The sequence below is a fragment of the Kitasatospora sp. NPDC059812 genome (assembly GCF_042732075.1).
Lineage (GTDB): Bacteria > Actinomycetota > Actinomycetes > Streptomycetales > Streptomycetaceae > Kitasatospora.
Genome location: NZ_JBHWIO010000075.1, coordinates 15,532 through 34,793, shown reverse-complemented (window position 1 = coordinate 34,793; position 19,262 = coordinate 15,532). Strand labels below are relative to the sequence as shown.

General features: G+C 71.8%; 11 protein-coding genes. 6 read left to right on the top strand and 5 right to left on the bottom strand.

Annotation, left to right across the window (positions count from 1 at the left end; translation table 11 throughout):
* Window positions 1–101: 101 nt before the first annotated feature.
* From ACFV6D_RS29555 to ACFV6D_RS29540, 4 genes are all read right to left on the bottom strand, one after another.
* Window positions 102–1,226 carry an RCC1 domain-containing protein gene (locus ACFV6D_RS29555; protein ID WP_380561785.1) on the bottom strand — a complete coding sequence of 375 codons (1,125 nt, stop codon included), beginning with the start codon at window positions 1,224–1,226 and terminating at the stop codon, window positions 102–104.
* Window positions 1,227–1,483: 257 nt separating this feature from the next.
* On the bottom strand, window positions 1,484–2,602 hold the full coding sequence (locus ACFV6D_RS29550; RefSeq protein WP_380561784.1) for a basic secretory protein-like protein: 1,119 nt from the start codon (window positions 2,600–2,602) through the stop codon (window positions 1,484–1,486).
* A 163-nt stretch (window positions 2,603–2,765) separates the two neighbouring features.
* Window positions 2,766–5,222 carry an FtsX-like permease family protein gene (locus ACFV6D_RS29545; protein WP_380561782.1) on the bottom strand — a complete coding sequence of 819 codons (2,457 nt, stop codon included), beginning with the start codon at window positions 5,220–5,222 and terminating at the stop codon, window positions 2,766–2,768.
* Window positions 5,223–5,545: 323 nt separating this feature from the next.
* Window positions 5,546–5,989 carry a helix-turn-helix domain-containing protein gene (locus ACFV6D_RS29540; protein ID WP_063351967.1) on the bottom strand — a complete coding sequence of 148 codons (444 nt, stop codon included), beginning with the start codon at window positions 5,987–5,989 and terminating at the stop codon, window positions 5,546–5,548.
* A 130-nt stretch (window positions 5,990–6,119) separates the two neighbouring features.
* Here ACFV6D_RS29540 and ACFV6D_RS29535 point away from each other — a divergent pair, with 130 nt between their 5' ends.
* The 5 genes from ACFV6D_RS29535 (at window position 6,120) to ACFV6D_RS29515 (ending at window position 12,494) form a co-directional block, all read left to right on the top strand.
* The gene (locus ACFV6D_RS29535; protein WP_380561780.1) at window positions 6,120–6,992 is read left to right on the top strand and encodes an aldo/keto reductase family oxidoreductase; all 873 of its coding nucleotides are present in this window, start codon (window positions 6,120–6,122) and stop codon (window positions 6,990–6,992) included.
* 798 nt (window positions 6,993–7,790) lie between these two features.
* Window positions 7,791–10,118, top strand: a complete 2,328-nt coding sequence (locus ACFV6D_RS29530; RefSeq protein ID WP_380561778.1) for a collagenase — start codon at window positions 7,791–7,793, stop codon at window positions 10,116–10,118.
* Window positions 10,119–10,467: 349 nt separating this feature from the next.
* Complete coding sequence (locus ACFV6D_RS29525; RefSeq protein ID WP_380561776.1) at window positions 10,468–10,992, top strand: MepB family protein; 525 nt, start codon at window positions 10,468–10,470, stop codon at window positions 10,990–10,992.
* A gap of 155 nt (window positions 10,993–11,147) precedes the next feature.
* Entirely contained in the window at window positions 11,148–11,969 is an 822-nt protein-coding gene (locus ACFV6D_RS29520) for a lipase family protein (protein WP_380561774.1), read from the top strand.
* Window positions 11,970–12,212: 243 nt separating this feature from the next.
* Entirely contained in the window at window positions 12,213–12,494 is a 282-nt protein-coding gene (locus tag ACFV6D_RS29515) for a hypothetical protein (RefSeq protein WP_063351972.1), read from the top strand.
* Window positions 12,495–12,745: 251 nt separating this feature from the next.
* On the opposite strand, the gene ACFV6D_RS29510 is transcribed toward ACFV6D_RS29515, so the two are convergent.
* Complete coding sequence (locus ACFV6D_RS29510) at window positions 12,746–12,973, bottom strand: hypothetical protein (protein WP_380425104.1); 228 nt, start codon at window positions 12,971–12,973, stop codon at window positions 12,746–12,748.
* Window positions 12,974–13,875: 902 nt separating this feature from the next.
* Between ACFV6D_RS29510 and ACFV6D_RS29505 the strand changes: the two genes are divergently transcribed.
* A complete protein-coding gene (locus ACFV6D_RS29505; protein WP_380561773.1) occupies window positions 13,876–19,065 on the top strand; it encodes an RICIN domain-containing protein in 5,190 nt (1,729 codons plus the stop codon).
* Window positions 19,066–19,262 lie beyond the last annotated feature (197 nt).

Sequence of the window (19,262 nt, the reverse complement as noted above, 5' to 3'; positions counted from 1 at the left end):
TCGCCGCGCGCCGCGCCCCCCCCCTGTCTCCCCGGGGGGGCGGGGGGGGGTGGGGGGGGCCCCCCCCGCCCCCGCGCCCCCCCCCCCCCCCCGCGCCGGGTTCAGTTGGCCAGGCTGAAGTCGCCGCCGAGGGGTGCGGCGATCTTGTCGACACCGGTCAGCGCGGTGAGCGAGGTGACGGGGGTGCTGCTGTCCGTGGTGGTGCCGTTGCCGAGTTGGCCGGAGCCGTTGTTGCCCCAGGCGCGGACGGTGTTGTCGCCGAGCAGGACGATGGTGTGTTCGCGGCCGCCGGCGATCAGCTGGATGCCGGTGAGGCCGGGGACCGGGACGGGGGTGCTCCGGTAGTCGGTGGTGCCGTCGCCGATCTGGCCGGAGGTGTTCCGGCCCCAGGCCTTGAGCTGGTTGCCGCTGTCGGTGACGGCCAGGCTGTGGTGGGCTCCGGCCGCGATCCCGGAGACCCCGCCGAGCCAGCTGCCCTGGGTGTCGACCGGGGTGAAGCGGCTGATGGTGGTGTTGTCGCCGAGCTGGCCGGTGGCGTTGTAGCCCCACGCCTTCACCGCGGTGCCACTGGTGGGCTTGGTGGAGCTGCTCGGCGGGCCGACCAGGGCCAGGTTGTGGTCGGCGCCGGCGGCGATCCGGGTCACACCGGTCAGGTTGTTCACCAAGGACGGCACGTTGCGGCTCGCCGAAGTTCCGTCCCCGAGCTGGCCGTTGATGTTGTGGCCCCAGGCCCACACGGTGCCGTCCGCGCGCAGCGCCAGGCTGTGGTTGAGTCCGGCGGCGATCGCGATCACCTTGCCGAGTCCCTCGACCCGGACCGGGACGCTGCTGTCGGCGTTGGTCCCGTTGCCGAGCTGGCCGTGGTTGTTGCGCCCCCAGGCGACCACGGTCCGGTCGGCGAGCAGGGCCAGGCTGTGCACTCCGCCCGCGGCGACATCGGTGGCATCGGAAAGGTTGACGACCTGGCCGGGCGCGTTGTGGCTGAACACCGAACCGTCACCGAGCTGCCCGGACCCGTTGGCGCCCCACGTCTGCACCGTGCGGTCGGTCAGCAGGGCCAGCCCGAAACCTGTGGCGGGGCCGCTTCCCCCGGCGGCGATCTTCACCACCTCGGCGCTCGTCAGCCCCAGCACGGTGGTGGCCGTCGTACGAATGTCCGTCCAGGTGCCGTCGCCGAGCTGACCTGCGCGGTTGTTGCCCCAGGACTTGAGCCGCTTCTCCGCCACTTCATCTCCTCATCGGGTGTGCTGTCATGCGGGAATGCGACCGCGCCGGGCGCGCGGCCGCGGAGGCTGCCACCAGGACGCGGCGGCGTTGCCTCCCGACGGGCCGCTCTTGCCCGGCCCTCGCCGCAAGCTCTCGAACGCATCATCGGTGACGACCGATCAGAACTCGGGACCCCGATCTCGACCTTCACTCGAACAGGTGACCTTCCGGCGTCTCCGGGTACGCCGGGCCGTCGGGTGGGGTGTGGGGGCGCGGGTTACTTGGGCATCTCGTTCCAGAGCTGCTGGGCGCTCTTGCCGGTGAGCTGGACCCAGATCTGCTCGTTGTAGTTCGTGGTGTTCAGCAGGTGTGCCAGGTCGGGCTTGTTGTAGGCCTTCGAGACGTAGTCGATGAACCGGGCGGTGGCCTGGTAGCCGCTGTCGTAGTTGGAGTCCGGGCCGAAGTGCTGGGCGCCGGTGCCCGGCTGGAAGTTGTAGTCGCGCACCCAGTCCGCCAGGCCCTCGCCCAGCCACCACTTGCCGGAGAACGGGCTGTCCCAGACCGCGACGTGCACGGCCTCGTGCACCAGGAAGCCGGTGTCACCCTTGTTCCCGCGGGTGTAGCCGATGTTGACGTGGACCTCCTTGACGCCGTTGCTGGGGTTCACCGTGGTGAACGCGGGGTTGTCGGTCAGCTTCGGGTCGAAGATGATCTTGAAGTAGCTGGGGGCGGCGAAGGCTCCCTTGGTGATCAGGTTGGAGATCGTCGGGTAGTAGTCCGCGACGGTCCTCTTCTGCTGCTCCAGCCACGGCCCGAGGTCCGGGGCCTGCGAGTAGTCGAGGTCGATGGCCGGGCGGCCGGCGGTCGGCGGGGTGGTGGCGCCGTTGCGGTCGAGGTTCCAGGACTGCGCCTGGTCCCCCGCGTTGCAGGCGGCCACCTTGGCGTTCAGGTCCGCGCCACGGGCCAGGCAGAGGTTGCTGTCCGAGACGCTGTGCAGCAGCCAGGCCCGGCCGCTGCCCATCGAGGTGTTCTCCAGCCACCACTTCTGGTTGTCCGCGCCGACGTAGTTCCAGGCACCGACGGTGTTCTTGACCCGGTCCCGGTCGACGGCGTTGTTGGTGCCGGGCACCTTGACCGACCAGGTGCCGTTGCCCTCGTCCCTGACCGTCCAGACCTGCTGGGCGGAGGACTCGTTCCAGTCGCGGACCACCACGTTGGAGGCGTTGTTGCGGCTGTCCCACTGCAGGGCGCCGCCCGCGTAACTGGAGATGCGGTAGTCGGCGCCGCTGGACGGGAGCGACTCGGCCGCGCTGGCGGTCCCGGCGCCGAAGGCCATCCCGGACACGACGGTCGCGGCGGACAGGACGACGGCGGCGGCCGTACGACGGGTGAACATCTCGGGGCTCTCCTCTCGGGCGGTTCCCCCCTGGAACCGGCCTGCGCTCATGCCACCGGGCCCCGGTAGACGCGGCGTCAACGCTCCCGTCAACGGGTGCGTTGACAGGCCGTCGGCTCGGTGGTGTTCACCCGAGGGTCCAGGCCTCCTGCCAGATGGCTCCTCACTCGCGGACGCCCGCGCCCTCGACCGCCCGCCCACGGGTCGCACGCACGGCCGCGCCCGCCGCGGTGGCCAGGGCGACGAGGGCGCAGAGCGCGACGGCCTCCCCGATCCGCGCCCACGGGACCACCGTCGGCGCGTCGGCCACGAGCTTGCCCAACGAGACGCGCTGGGTCAGTGCGGCGAGCGCGGTCGCCACGGCAGCGAGCAGGGTGGCGACGACCACCGCCACGGCCGACTCGGCCGCGGCCACCCTCACGATCTGACCGCGCACCGCGCCGGTGAGAGCGAGCAGGGCGAACTCCCGCCGCCTCCCCGCCATCGCCATGATCAGGGTGTTGGCGACCGCGATCAGCGCGTAGGCCAGCGCGATCCCCAGGATGATCACCGCCGCGTTGTCCGTCTGCTGCGCGGCATGCGCGCGCTCGGCCTCAAGGTAGGCGTCGTAGGTCACCACATGCGCGCCGGAACCTGCCAGCGCCTGGTTCACCGCGGCCGTCTGCTGCGGGTCGAGCGCCGCGCCGGCGCCCGCCGAGGAGTCGAGGTAGACCCGGCTCGGCATCAGCGCGCCGGTCAGCGCCGAGGACACGTAGGTGTCGTCCCCGTTCAGGCCGCGCGCGACCACCGCCGCGACGACGGTCGAGGCCCTCGTGCCCGTCGGCAGCAGCATGACCACGCGGTCCCCGACCGCCAGGGCGTCGGACTCGGCCGCGTGCTCGTCGATGACCAGGAAGTCCTCGGGCAGAGAGGCGAGGGAGCCGGAGAGCACCGGCGGCGTGACGGTAGCGCCCAGCGCCGCCGCCGGGACGGCCTTCGCGCTCAGCGAGTCGATCTGCTCACCGGCGGCGGTACCGATCCGGACGTTCATCGAGGTGACCGGGGTGACCCGGATCCCGGGCACGGCCGCCAGGCGGGCGAGCGTCGGGCCGTCGATCCCCGAGCCTCCGGGCACGACCACGTCCGCCGCGCGGATCTCCTGCTGCTGCCGGGCCAGCAGCGCCGCGTCGCCGGACTCCTGCATCGTCAGCATCGCGGCGACCAGCCCGACGGCCACCACGATCGGCGCCACGGTGGCGGCCGTACGGCGCCGGGAGGTGAGGATGTTCTCCCGCACCAGCAGCGGGCCGGCCGTGGCGCAGCTGCGCAGCGGGCGGAGCAGCAGCCTCGTCACCGGGCGCAGCAGGGCCGGGGTCAGCAGGGTGACCGCGCCGACGTAGAGCACCGGCACCACCTCGTACTTGCGGGCGCTGGCCGCGAGGTACGGCTCGGTGCGGGAGATGACGATGCCCGCGACGACCGCGCCGGCCAGCATCCCGACGCCCAGCAGCCAGCGGGCCGGCGTCATCGCGCGGCGCTCCAGCACGCTCTCGCGCAGCACCTCGATCGGGCGGATCAGCGAGACGCGCACCAGGGTCGCGGCCGAGCCGGCCAGCGCGGCGGCGACGCCGATGACGGCGGCGACCAGCAGCGGCAGGACGGTGACGGGGATGGTGAACCACGACGGGGCCACGTGGTGGTCGAGCATCCAGGAACGCAGCGGCACGGTGCACAGCAGCGCGAGCAGGCAGCCGGCGACCGCCGCGGCCAGGCCGATCAGCAGGGCCTCCCAGAGCACCATGCGCCGTACCTGCCCGGGGGCCGCGCCCACCAGGCGCAGCAGCGCCAGTTCGCGGCGGCGCTGCTCGGCGGCGAAGGCGAAGGTCGCGGCGACGACGAACACCGCGACACACACGGCGAGTCCGGTCGTACTGCCCGCCATGGCCTGGGCATTGGCCAGTGCCTGGGCGCCACCGGTGGAGTCTGGGTCCAACCGGGTCAGGCCGTCGCCGGTGAGGACCACGGCCCGGTCGCCCGCGAGCGCGGCCAGCTGCTTCGCCTCCTGGTCGGTGACGAGCGCGTTCACTCCGGGTGACAGGCGCTGCGCCTCGGCGGCGCTGAAGAAGACCGCGTTCTCGAACCAGAGCGCGTCGGTGACGCCCACCACCCGGTAGTGGCCGGCGCCGTCGCCCGTCGTGACGCCGGTCTGGCGTCCGATCGGCTCCCGGGAGCCGCCGCCGACGACGATCTCGTCCGCGGCCTGCGGCGCGCGCCCGGCCGCCAGGCGGTAGCCCGCGAAGGCGGCCGAGGGCCAGGGGTGGCCCGTCATCTCCCCGGAGCCGGAGGCGAGTTGCACGGGAAAGCTGCGGTCGGGCGTAGCGTGCCCGGTCGCGGCCGCCTTCGCGACGACGTCGGGCGGCAGGACGGCGGGGGCCTTCATCGGGCGCCCGTCGAAGCCCTGCGGTGCCAGGACGGCCGAGGCCTCCTTGAACCTCTGCGGACCCGGGTGCGGCGTGCCGAAGGTGGCGGCGAGGGTCAGCGTCATCATGCCGATCATCGTGGTGCCGAGCGTGAGGGCGAGGAAGGCGCCCGCGAAGCCCGTCAGGCGGTGGCGCAGGGTGGCTGCGGCGATCTTCAGCACGGCTTCGTCCCACTCCCGCCGGGCTCCAGCGCGGCCATCCGCATCCCGTGCTGCTCGACGACATACGGCTGGCCCGGGGCCCGCCCCTCGCCAGGAGACGGGGCCGCTGCTGGAACCTTGCTCCGGAACACGCGCTCGCCTTCTCCGTGGGGGTCGGTCGGGCGCATCGGCCACCCGCCGCGCCGACGCTACGGCCCCACGCGGGATCGGCACCTCCGGACTGCCCCTGATATCGCCCCTGATATCACCCCTGAGGAACCGGGCCAGTGCCCGAAACGGGCACCCGGCCTCGTCCTGCCCTTGTGGCTTTCAGGCGCCGCGGGTCAGGCGCCGCGGGTGTCGTAGGTCTCGCGGTTGGCCAGCACATCGTCCATGTGCACCTCGGCCCAGGCCTTGAGGCCGCGCATCATCCCGTACAACGACAGGCCGAGATCGGTCAGCTCGTAGGAGACGGTGACGGGCACGGTCGGCACCACGGTGCGGGACACCAGGCCGTCGCGCTCCAGGGAGCGCAGCGTCTGGGTGAGCATCTTCTGGCTGACACCGGCCAGCAGGCGCAGCAGCTCCGAGTAGCGCAACGCCCGGGGCTCGCCGGCGCAGTCGGCGCCCGGCCGGTGAGGGGCGTCGCTGCCGAGCCCGGCCAGGATCAGTGCGACCCATTTGTCGGAGATCCGGTCGAGCAGTTTGCGGCTGGGGCAGACCGCCAGGAATGCGTCGTACTCCACCTTGGCCTGTGCCCTCTGCTGGGCCGCCGTCACCGTCGCCATCGGCTGCTCCTCTCACCCACGGGTGCCTTACGCACTCCGAAGTACCTACTTCCTGTCAGGAAGCTACTCACCAATGATGGTGCAGGGCGCCGACAGGCACCACCACCTCGCTGACACGAAAGGCAAGAGAATGGGCACGTTCCCCGCGACGCTTCCCGGCGGCACCTGGAACCTGGGCGACCTGACCGTCACCCGGTTCGGCTATGGCGCCATGCAGCTCACCGGCCCCTGGGTCATGGGCCCGCCCGCCGACCACGACGGCGCGCTCGCTGTTCTGCGCGAGGCCGTCGGCCTCGGGATCACCCACGTCGACACCGCCGACGCCTACGGCCCGCACATCACCAACCAGCTGATCCGCGAAGCCCTGCACCCGTACCGCGACTCGCTGCACATCGTGACCAAGGTCGGCACGACCCGGGACCAGGAGGGAGGCTGGCCCCCGGCCCGCAAGCCCGAAGACCTGCGCAGGGCCGTCCAGGAGAACCTGGAGAACCTCGGCCTCGACACGCTGGACGTGGTCAACCTCCGGCTCGGCGACGCCCAGGGTCCCCAGCCGGGCTCGCTCGCCGAGGCCTTCGAAACACTCGTCGAACTCCAGCAGCAGGGCTTGATCCGGCACCTCGGCGTGAGCAACGCGACGGCGGAACAGATCGCCGAGGCACTCTCGATCGCGCCGATCGTGTGCGTCCAGAACATGTACAACCTCGCCCACCGCCACGACGACGAGCTGATCGACGAACTCGCCGAACAGGACGTCGCCTACGTGCCCTTCTTCCCCCTCGGCGGCTTCAGCCCGCTGCAGTCCTCCGCGCTCACGGCGGTGGCCTCCCGGCTGGACGCGACGCCGATGTCGGTCGCCCTGGCCTGGCTGCTGCGGCGGTCGCCGAACATCCTGCTGATCCCCGGCACCTCGTCGGTGGCACACCTGCGAGAGAACGTCGCAGGCGCGGGACTCCAGCTCTCCGACGACGATCTCGCCGCGCTGGACGACATCGGCCGCTAGGCAGTTCGTTTGACGTCGAGGCGATCGGCCGCGCCGGCCGTACCGCGGCCGGGCGTACCGTCGCCGCGCTGCGGGCCGAGGAGTGCGCAGCGCGAGCGCCCGCAGGCGGGCGACAGGCCGTCGGCCCTGACCGACGGTCGGCGGGAGGTGGGACTCTGGCCTTACGTCAGCCCGTCCCCCGTACGCCGCAAGTCTGATCATGAACCCATCCCTGCGCCGTACGGGGGGCGAGTGCGCCTGAACGAAGACTGGAGGCGATCCGCTCCAGGAGTACGCGCAGCAGGAGCTTCGCTGGGAGCGCTGTGACGCGGGCGGGCCGGCGGGGTTCGAGTGCGCGAAGGTCAAGGTGCCTCTGGACTACGGCAACCCCGGGGGCCGGAGGATCGGCCTCGCGATATCGCGGATCCATGGCTCCGGCTCTGACCGACGACCGGGTGAATCGTGCTGAACCACTCCTGCCGATGAGCAGCTGAGAGAAGGACATCGAGGTCCTCGCCCTGTGCCACCAACCACTCGCACTTCAGCGACAGGTCGGCAGGCCCACGCCCACCGCCACCGACCGCGCCGTCCTCGGCGGCACACTCCACGAGTACCAACACGCGGCCTGAACAGGGCGGATGGCGTTTTCGCCAGGAGCAGGTCCGGAGCCGCCCGATCTGACAACGTTTCGGTTGCGGTGGACGGCAATCCGGTCCCGAGTCTTCCCGAGCCTATGCGACACGTGACATTTTACATGTCACACATCGAGCGGTCGCGTGCCCCAACACGCGGTCACAACGGCCCCGGAGGCCCCCACAGATGCGTCTCTCCCGGATATCGAAGGTCAACGCGCGCAGACTCCCCGCGCTCGGCGCGGCCCTCTTCATCGCGCTCGGCCTGTTCACACCGCAGAGCCAGGCCGCCCCCGTCGGCGCCACGACCCCGGCTGGCGCGAACGCCGCCGGACCCGCCACCCAGGCGCCGCGGTCCATCCCGGTCCCCAAGTCACCCGACGCCAGGAACAACAGCTCCTTCAAGCTCTTCGCCCAGGACCACGCAGAGGAGGCCACCGCGCCGGGCGCCCCGGTCAGCGAGCCCGCCAAGGCGGCCAAGCAGTTCTCGGCCACCGCCGGGGAACCCTGCCCGAACCTGTCCGGAGTGATCAACGCCACGGGCAGCGCGTTGGTCCAGCAGCTCAAGGCACTGCCGAACGTCCCCTGCGCCTACCCGCTGTTCAACCTCACCGGCGCCGACGCCGGGAAGGCCTTCCGCGAGTCCCAGATGGTGACCGTCGCCAACGCACTGCGCGACACCTCCGCCACCTACTCGGGCGACAACAGCACGTCCATCGGGCAGCTGGTGATGTTCCTGCGCGCCGGCTACTACGTGCAGGAGACCCGCCCGAACGAGGTCGGCAGCTACGGCGCCACCCTGGACACTGCGGCCCGCGGCGCGCTGGACGCCTTCTTCGCCGCCCCGCACAGCAAGGACGTCACCGACGCCAACGGCGACACCCTCAACGAGGTCGTCACGGTGATCGGCCAGACCCACACGCTCGGCCGGTACGCCAGCGTCGTCAAGTGGGTGCTCGCCAACTACAACGGCACCTGGCCCCAGTCGATGACCCTCTCCCTGGACCACTTCGAGTGGGTCATCAAGGACGGCTTCGACTCCAAGACCGACAGCCGGGGCTGGAAGGCCGCCCTCAAGACCGACCCCAGCATCCTCGACACCTGGGCCGGATTCATCACCCGCAACGACTCCCAGCTGAACCGCCTGGACATCGTCAGCAACATCGGCCGCTACCTCGGTTACGCCCTCGACGTCCCCGAGCTCAAGGACCGGCTGCGGCCACTGCTCAAGGACTTGATCAACCGCTACCCGAACGTCGGCCCCACCGCCCCGATCACCATGAACCTGGGCTGGGCCACCCGCCAGTTCGACAAGGGCAACTGCGCGGCCTACGCCATCTGCGACCTGAGCGACCGTCTGCTCCCGGTGATCCTGCCGATCCAGCGGATCTGCAACCCGGGGCTGAAGATCCGCGCCCAGGACATGTCCCCCGGGCAGCTGGCCACCACCTGCACCAGCCTGATCAACCAGGACGCCTACTTCCACAAGGTGATCGGCGACAAGGGCGCGATCCCCGGTGACGTGAACACCAACCTGGAGGTCGTCGTCTTCGACGACTACACCCAGTACTCGCTGTACGCCTGGGCCTTCTACGACATCGACGTGGACAACGGCGGCATGTACGAGGAGGGCGACCCGGCCAAGCCCGGCAACCAGGCCCGCTTCATCGCCCACGAGGCCAGCTGGCTGCGCCCCGACTTCCAGATCTGGAACCTCAACCACGAGTACACCCACTACCTCGACGGCCGCTACAACATGTACGGCGACTTCGAGGCCAGCCAGACCACCCCGACCATCTGGTGGGTCGAAGGCATCGCCGAGAACATCTCGTACGGCTACCGCAACGAGCGCAACACCGCCGCGATCAACGAGGCCAGTAAGAACACCTACAAGCTCAGCGAGCTGTTCGACACCGTCTACGGCCAGGAGGCGGACGCCGACGTCAACTCGAACCGGGTCTACCGGTGGGGCTGGCTGGCGGTCCGCTACATGCTCCAGGAACACCGCGCGGACATCGAGACCGTGCTCACCAAGTACCGCGCCGGCGACTGGAACGGTGCCCGCACCTTCCTGAAGCAGACCATCGGCACCAGCTACGACGCCGGCTTCGCCACCTGGCTGAAGACCACCTGCGCGACCAACGACTGCGGTCCCCTGCCGGAGGCCCCGGCCCCGGCCGCACCGCTCTGCACCATCGCCGACCCGCGCCAGTTCGACAAGAACTGCCGCCGCGACAACCTCGCGGCCACCACCGGCAACTACAGCTTCCACTTCCTGTACCTGCCGGCCGGCGTCAAGCAACTGACCATCACCAGCAGCGGCGGCACCGGCAACGCCGACCTGTACTACGGCGGCAGCAGCTGGGCCACCACCAGCAGCTACCAGGCGAAGTCCACCAACGCTGGCGACAACGAGACCCTGACCATCAACAACCCGCCGTCCGGCTGGGTCTACTTCAGCCTCGCCGCCCAGCAGGACTTCACCGGCGTCAGCGTCACCACGCAGTACCAGTAACCGCGCACCCACGACCTCGGGCGAGCGGTGAAGGGCCCGGACGTGTAAGGGTTCCTGTGCAAGTAGCCGTTGTCGTACCGATCAAGGGGCCTGCCGATCGAACGGGAGTCTCGATCGGGTGATCGCGGTCGGTAGCGGGCATGGCAGCAGGGCCTCGTGGTAGCTCGGAGGGCGTCTACGCCAACGAGCGATCCAGGAGGCCCTGCTTTCGCGGCTTTTCGCAGCGAGAGCCTGACGACAGACCCTAGCTAGGAACTTCGTTGGGGCGCACAGGGCCGCCGATCGTGGGTCTGCCCGAGGAAGGCACTTCTGGTTCAAGGGGTGGCAGTCTCGATGGCAGGATGACGGGATGGTGACGAATCAGCCGTGGGCAGGGCTTCACGGTGACCTGCTGGCGGCGAAGGCATTGGTGTACGACCCGAGCGGTTTCGCCTGTTCGCCCCCGGTGGCCGAACCGGAGAGCGCCGAATACGCGGCCTGCCGGTTCACCATCGACGGCCGCTCGGTCCGGTTCCGCGCGGCCAAGACCACCCCGACGAAGGTGGGCCAGTTCGTCACCGTGTGGTTGCGGTCCGAGGAGGGACCGATCCGGCCCTTCGACGCCGACGACGGGGTGGACCTCTTCGTCATCAGCTGCCGCGACGACAACGGCTTCGGGCAGTTCGTCCTCCCACGCGAGGTACTGTGCGAGCGCGACATCGTCTCCCGCAACGGCTCCGGCGGGAAACGGGGGTTCCGCGTCTACCCGCCATGGGTGACCACGACCAACCGGCAAGCGCGCAGCACGCAGGCCTGGCAGGTGAACCACTTCCTCCAGATCGGCCAGAACGGGCCTGCCGACCTGACGCACGCCCGCGCCCTCTACCACCCGTAGCGGCCCGCCGCCCGGTGCGCCTGCTCGTCTGTCGGGGTGACATCCGGGCGCGGCCCGCCCGGGGCGGCGGTGCGCGCTCTGGTACGACGGGGTCTGATGTCCGCGCCGGCGGTGCGTTCCCCCCGTCCGCCGGCCGTCCCGGAGGAGAGATCGCCGTGCCCGTGCCCACCACCTTCGACCACCAGGCGAAGAACTACAGCGTCCCGCATGCCTACTGGCTGGCGAAGGCGTCCGAACTCGCCTACCAGGACGAGGCCGCCATCGAACAGCAGGCCCGCGACTGGGGCTTCGACCGGGTGCGTCACCATCAGACCCGGTTCACCCCGCCCTTCCCGCTGGAGGACACCCAGGCCTACACCATGGCCAGCGACCACATGGTCGTCACGGCGTTCCGCGGCACCCAACCGACCGAGATCCGCGACTGGCTCTCCGACTCCTCCACGCCGCCCTGGCCGGGCCCCACCCGCACCGGCTACGTCCACTACGGCTTCGCCGAAGCGCTGGAGTCGGTCTTCCCTGACGTCCGGGACGCCCACGCCCAGCTGCGCACCAACGGCCAGACCGTGTGGTTCACCGGCCACAGCCTCGGCGGAGCCCTGGCCATGCTGGCCGGCGCCCGGTTGTACCTGGAGGACCCGCGCCTCCAGGCCGACGGCATCGTCACGTTCGGGCAGCCCCGCACCTGTGACCGGCTGCTCGCCGCCGCCTGCAACGAGGGCTTCAAGGGGCGCCTGTACCGGTTCGTCAACAACAACGACATCGTGCCCCAGCTGCCGCCGGAGCCGGCCTACACCCATGTCGAGGCGCTGAAGTACATCGACTCCTCGGGCCGGCTCCACGACTCCATGGGCCTGGTCGCCGGGCTCGCCGACCGCGCCAAGGGCCTGACCGCCGACGCGTTCGCTCCGGCCACGGCCGGTGTGCGCGACCACGCGATGAAGCGTTACCTCGCGGCCCTGGAACAGAACCTCGCCTGACGGAGTCAGGCCCTGCGGGGCGGGGCGGGGCGGGGCGGGGCGGGCGCCGGTGGGTCCACGGCCGGAAGTCCACAGCGGCAGTCCGCGCCCGGCCGGCGGGCCCGGGCCGAGAGCCGAGTGAACCGATGGTACGAACAGCCTCCCCCGGTAGCGATGGGCACACGAACGTGTGTGGATGGTGACGGACCGCCACACCGCGGCCGTCCGATCCACCCTCACCACGCACCTCGAAGGGTTCCACCCATGCGTACCGCGCACCGCATCCTGGCCGTCTCCGTCCTCAGCCTCCCGCTCGTCATCGGCGCGGCGTCCAGCGCCTCCGCCGCCGCGCCCGACAACATCCCCACCCTCAACTTCGACAGCGGCGCGTTCGCCGTCGGCCCGAACGGCAGCGCCCTCCAGGTCACCGACGCCCAGTTCGGCCCCTGCGGCTCCTCCTTCCTCACCGGCGCCGTCGCGGTCGGCCCGGGCGGCGTCGCGGGCAACGCCACCGAGACCGGCATCGGCATCGGCGGGCAGGGCTGACCCCACCCGCACCCGCACCACGGCTGCCCCGGGAGCACCTCGCCCCGGGGCAGCCGTCCATCCGAAACCGGATGGGGCCAGGACAAAACGCCCTACCCGGCCCACGGGAGGACACCCGCCCCCTGCCGGTCGGCACCGCCGACACCACGATCACCGTCGTCACCGGCGCCGCCGAAGTCACCGGCGGAACAGGCGCCGAGGAGGGCGCGGCAGCCGGCGCGCGCAGTGTCCGTCCGGCGCCTGGCGCGTGGTCACCGGACGGCCCGGGCCGGGCAGGCGGGCTGGTGCCAGGTCGTCCGGACCACCTGGCCTCCGGGCAGCCTGTGCTCGCTGTTCCAGGTCCGGCAGCACCCGGCGGCAGGTCGGCGCGGCCCGGACGGCATCGCGGAACCGACGGCCTGGCGGACGGGCACGGGCACGGGCACGAAGGCCGGCTTGCCAGGGCGGCCCCGGCGGCGCCTGGTGGAGGAAGTCGTCATGCCCGCCGTTCTGCCACCCCCGGCCTCCCTCCAACCTCGCCTCACCCGAACGGATGAGCAGCCCGGGCCGGCTGCGGGACGCTGACGCGGCAGCAGGAAGCGGTGAGGGCGGACCTGGGCGAGGGCGTCGAGCAGGGGGCCTGCTGGGGGGTGGGCTTGCCGTCGGCGCGGCCCGTCTACTGGTCCCGCACGAGGATCAGGATCATCTGGGGCTGCTGGTCGACCTTGGCCACTGGTGGGGGCATCGGACCTGTCGCGGGTTCACAACCGGTACCGCAGCGAGATAAACGCCGCCAGGCCGCCCGTTCATCGTTTGTCTACCACCTGCTGTCAACGTGCCCCGGTACAGCTGTGAAGTTTCAAGGAGTTTCCCAATGGCACACCCGGGCACGGCCACCTCACCGACCGAACGGCGAATACCGTGGCGACCACGATGGGCGTACACGGCGGTCGTGCCGCTGTTCGCCCTCCTGGCGGGGCTCATCGGCGCGTTCCCGATACCCGCGCACGCGGTGGGCCCCGTCGCTCCGCCGCAGGCCGTACCGGCGACCGTTCAGGAACACTCGGCCGCGACCTACAACAATCAGTACGGCACCAGATGGCAGAGTGAGATCTTCAATCTCGCCCAACAGGTTGACGTTCTCGCGCTGCAGGAAATCCGGGACGTGGATCCGGATTTTCCGGACATCGTGCCCGAAGCATCGATCAACACGAACGGTTTCGAGGTCCAGAGGTACCGATGGGACGCCTTTCCCGACTGGATGGGCGGCACTCGCACCATCTACCGGGTCAGGTCAGGCCCTAAAGAGCGCTCGCTGGCCCTCGTGGTGTCGCGGAACGTCGACAACGCTGCGGCACCCGTGGTGAGAGTCATCCCGCCTCAGCCGGAGAACAACGGCCAGGTGGCTGACGATGCCAAGCCCATCCTGGGCGTCAAGCTCGCGGACGGCACGTGGTACTACTCCATGCACGCCACCAACAGGGCAACAGGCTTCCAGGAGCGGAACAACGTGCCGGCCGCCATCCAGGCGGTCACGGCGACGGGCGACGCGAACTGGGCCCTGATGGGCGACTTCAACCGCGAGCCCGGGTCACTGTCGATGGCGCAGGTGTACGGCGATGGTCGTCGGCTCGTCAGCTCCGGCATGATGACCTACCCCATGAAGCTCCCGACCTCCGAATTCGACTACATGATCGCCCGGGGGCTGCCGGCCGACCACCAGTACACGGCACGTCGCCTCAGCTACGTGGAGGAATCGGACCACTATCCGGTGATGTTCAGCAAGGACCCGCTGCGTCGCAAGGACGAGACCTGTCGGCCGATCCCCCCGATCCGGCCCCGAGCGGCGGCCGCGTCCATGATCTCTCTCGCGGCGGCCGGCGTCCCGGCTGACGTCCCGGTCGGCATCCCGACCGACAGCGCGCCGTCGACGACCTCCGCTTCCGCCGCCACAGCCCGGGAGCCGCAGCACGGGAAGGTCTCCGTCCTGACCTCCGGAGCCGCCGGCCTGGTCGCCGACGTGCCGGACGCCTCGCCCGCTCCGGGCAGCCCGGTACGGGCCGCCGCCCCCGACTGCTCCGCCGGGCAGAGCTGGGCGACCTGGCAGAAGTCGGACGACACCTGGGTGATCGAGACCGGCCGGACCAACGGCACCACCGCGGCCGGACAGGGCAGCGTGCTCAGCGTCCCCGCGTACGGTGACCGGCTGGCCGTGCGGCCGATCGAGAACGACGCGACGAGCGGCAAGCCCGACGGCAGCCCCGGCCAGCGCTGGCGCTTCGTCGCCGACGGCGCGGGCGGCTACCGCATCACCACGGCCACCGACGGCCGTTGCCTCACCCTGGACGGCAACGCGCTGACGGTGGCGCCGTGCGACGGCTCGGACCGGCAGGGCTGGCACCTGTCCGTGCCGTGCTCCGGCGCCGGCCACACCGTCCCCGGCTTCCCCGACCTGCCGTGGCCGACCGTCGCGGACCGCCCCGAGGTGACCTGGCCGTCGCTGCCAGGGCACCCGGCGATCCCGTGGCCGTCCGTCCCGGGCTTCCCGGGCGTCCCGATGCCCGGCCACCCCGACCTGCCCGAGCTGCGCTGGCCCGGCTTCCCCGCTCTGCCCACCACGGCGTGGCCCGCCATCTCCGGCCACCCCGAGGCGACCTGGCCGGCCGTCCCCGGCTCCCCGAGCATCCCGTGGCCCGCCATGCCGGGCCACCCCGGCGTCCCGTGGCCGGTGCTGCCGCTGCCCGGCAACGGCAACGACGACGGCAAGGCCCTGATCCCCGGGCTGCCGAGCGCCGCCGACCCGGCGATCCCGGGGCACCCGGACCTGGCCTGGCCCACCGTGCCGGGCTTCCCGCAGGTGAAGTGGCCCTCGGTGCCCGGCTCCCCGAACGTGCCGTGGCCGGGCCACCCCGACCTGCCGGACGCGCCGGGGACGGGCGGACCCTCGCTTCCGGACGTCACCTGGCCGACGCTCCCGGGCAGCCCGCTCTGGCGCTGGCCGTCCGTCCCCGGGTTCCCCACCGTCCCGTGGCCCTCGCTGCCGGGGCTGCCGGACGTCCCGTGGCCCGCGACCACCGGCTTCCCGAACGACCCCGCCGCCTGGTCGAACCCGCCCAAGTCGCCGGAGGAGCCTCCCAAGTGCAAGCGGAAGGACCCGTCGGACGGCAAGACCCCGGGCGGTGACGACGGTTCCACCGGCGGCCGTCCGCCGGTGCCCGCGCCTCCGGGGATCTCGCTGCCCTGGTTCCCCGCGCTGCCCATGTTCCCGCCGATCTTCGGCGGCCCGTCGACTCCCAGCGGCCCCAACGGCGGCACCGGCCCCAACAGCGGTACCGGCCCCAACGGCGGCAGTGGCAACGATGCCGGGGCCGGCGCCTACCTCCAGCCGGGCACCGGGGACGCCCTCGTACCCGACGTCCGCGGCTCCAGCACCGTGGCGGGCAACGCCGTCCAGGCCTACGAGCCGAACGGCACCGATGCGCAGAAGTGGGTGTTCTGGGACCGCGGCAACGGGAACTGGTCGATCGAGACCCGGCTCACCTACAACCGCGCCTCCGCCGCCGAGCGCATGCTGCTGGCCCACGACACCGGCCGGCACGAGAGCGTGCTCGCACCGGCCGCCGCGGACGGGCAGCCCGGCCAGCTGTGGCAGTTCAAGGACGCCGGGGGCGGCTGGACGAACGTCGTCAGCGCGGCCGGCGGCTGCCTGACCCAGCGCGGCGCGCACGAGGTACTGGCCGTCCGCGACTGCGACGGCAGCGCGCAGCAGAAGTGGAAGCTCTCCGGCACCGTGCCGACGACCGGGGGCGGCAACGGCAACAACGGCGGCAGCACGGGCGGTGGCAACACGGGCGGTGGCGGCACCGGCGGCCAGCCGCCGCTGGGCGCCGGTGGTGCGCAGCCCGCGCACAACCGGACGGTGGTGCTGCAGTCGGGCAACGGCGGCCTGCTCGCGGACCTCGACGGCGCCAACACCGCCGCCGGGACGCGCATCAAGGCGCAGGGCCGCAACGGCAACGACGCGCAGAAGTGGACGCTGTGGCAGAAGCCGGACAGCCAGTGGCTGATCGAGACGAAGCTCGGCGGCGGCATGGTGATGGACCACAACCCCACCACCCACCGCACCCACCTCATCGGTGCGCAGGAGGGCAACGCCAACCAGCTGTGGCGGTTCGCCGACGCCGGGGGCGGCTGGTTCACGGTCGTCAGCGCCGCCGGCAACGGCTGCCTCACCGCGGCGGCCGACGGTGCGGAGCTGGCGATCCTCGGCTGTGACGGCACCAACGCCCAGAAGTGGCGCCTGACCGAGGCCGTCGACAACCCGTCGACCGGCGGCGGCAACGGTGGTACCGGTGGCAACAGCGGTGGCGGTGGTGGCAATGGTGGTGGCGGGAACTCCGGCGACGCGGGCGCGGTGCCGGTCTACTCGGCGCTGCCGTCCAAGTGCCTGGACGTCACCGCCGGCAACACCGCGAACAACACCCCGATCGACCTCTACGACTGCAACAACACCGCCTCCCAGCAGTGGACCCCGACCGCGACCAGCGGCGGGCTCGTCCTGAAGGCGTTCGGCAAGTGCCTGGACGTCGCCGCCGGCAACACCGCCGGCGGCACCCGGGTGGGCCTGTACGACTGCAACGCCAGCGCGGCGCAGAACTGGCGCCAGGGCGCGGACTCCTCCCTGGCCAACCCGAACTCGGGCAAGTGCCTCGACGTCGTGGCGGGCAACTCCGCGAACGGCACCGCACTGCAGATCTGGGACTGCAACGCCAGCGACGCGCAGCGCTGGGGCCTGGGCACCGTCCCGCCGCGCGCCCCGCAGCAGCCCGCGCAGCAGCCCGGCACCACCCCGGTGGTGAGCCCCGGCGTCGGTTCGTCGCAGGTCGCCACCCTGCGCTCGGCGAACAACACCATGGTCGCGGACCTCGACGGCGCGAACACCGCCTCCGGCACCTCGATCAAGGCGCTCGGCGCGAACGGCAACAACGCGCAGCGCTGGGCGTTCTGGCCCACCGCGAACGGGCGCTGGATCATCGAGACGCTGCTGACCGACGGCAAGGCCGCCGCCGGCCAGGGCATGGTCATGGACCACGACCCGGGCACCCACCGCGCCCACCTGATCCGGACGATGGACGGCAACGCCAACCAGCACTGGGCCTTCCACGACGCCGGAGGCGGCTGGTTCTGGATCACCAGCGACGCCGACAACGGCTGCCTGACCGCCAACAACGCCGGTGAGCAGCTGGGCATCTGGGCCTGCGACGGCTCGGACCGCCAGCGCTGGCGGCTCGACAACATCCAGAACGGGCCCACCCCTGGCGGCGGCTCCAGCGGAGGCGGCGCCGGTGGGAACACCGGCGGCTCGTCCGGCGGCGGCGGGAACACCGGTGGGAACAACGGCGGCTCGACGGGCGGAGGTTCGACCGGCGGCGGGAACGCCGGCAGCGGGGGAACCCCGCAGGCGCCCGGGGGCAGCGGGGTGCGCCACGGCGTCACCACCGTCCTGCGCTCCGGCAACAGCGGCCTGGTCGCGGACCTCGACGGCGCCAACACCGCCGGCGGCACCCGGATCAAGGCGCAGGGCCGCAACGGCAGCGCCGCACAGCAGTGGATGCTGTGGCAGAAGCCCAACAACCAGTGGCTGATCGAGACGAAGTTCGCCGGGGCGATGGTGATGGACCACAACCCCAGCACCCACCGCACCCACCTCACCAGCGCGCAGGAGGGCAACGCCAACCAGCTCTGGCGCTTCCAGGAGAGCCAGAACCTGCCCGGCTGGTACCGGATCATCTCCGCGGCCGACAACGGCTGCCTCACCGCCGTCAACGGCAACGAGGACCTCGCCGTCTGGGCCTGCACCTCCTCCACCGCCCAGTGGTGGGAGCTCGACGACTCGACGTTCACCGGAGGCGGCGGGGGGAACCCCGGCGGCGGCGGCGGTGGTACCGGCGGAGGCGGAGGCGGGAACCCCGGAGGCGGGAACCCCGGAGGCGGAGGCGGAAGGGACCCGCGCTTCCCGGACGGCATGCAGCTCCCCCCGGTCTGCAACGGGCGGCAGTCCTCCGGTTCGTGGATGTGGCACGGGGACACCCTGTGCCCGGGGCAGAGCCTGGAGTCCAGGGCGGCGGAGCAATCCACCCGGCTCGTCATGCAGCAGGACGGCAACCTCGTCGCCTACTACACGCAGGGCGACGCCATCGGCGACCACACCTGGGCCGTATGGGAGTCGAAGACCGTGGGCTGCGGGGCCAAGGCCGTCATGCAGGACGACGGGAACCTCGTCGTCACCGCCGCCGACGGGCGGGTCTGCTGGGCATCGGGAACCAATGGCCGCAACGGCGCCTGGCTGATGGTCAGCCCCCTGGGCGACATCCAGATCCTGCAGGCCGGCGACGCCACCGGCGCCGCCATCGACGGGGCCCGCGCGGTGGCCGCCGCAGGGAAGGGCGACTTCCTGGAGGCCTTCATCTACGCGCTGCAGGCGATCATCAAGGGCGTCCCGAAGGTGCAGTGGCAGACGAACACCGGACACCCACGCCTGGTGCCGCCCAAGTGCGTCGTGACAGGAGGCCGGGTCATCCCCTGCACCTGACCTTCCTCCCACGGGTGGCCCGCGTGCGCGCGGCACCCGCCGGGTGCGTCCGGACTCGCCGGCCTCTCGGAAGCCGGCCCGGGGGGGGGGCCCCCCCCCGGGGGGGGGGGGGGCCCCCCCCGGGGCCCCCCCCAAAGTGCCCCCCCGTGGCCCCACGCCCCGCCCCGAACACCCCCCCACCCGCCGGGGGCCTGGCC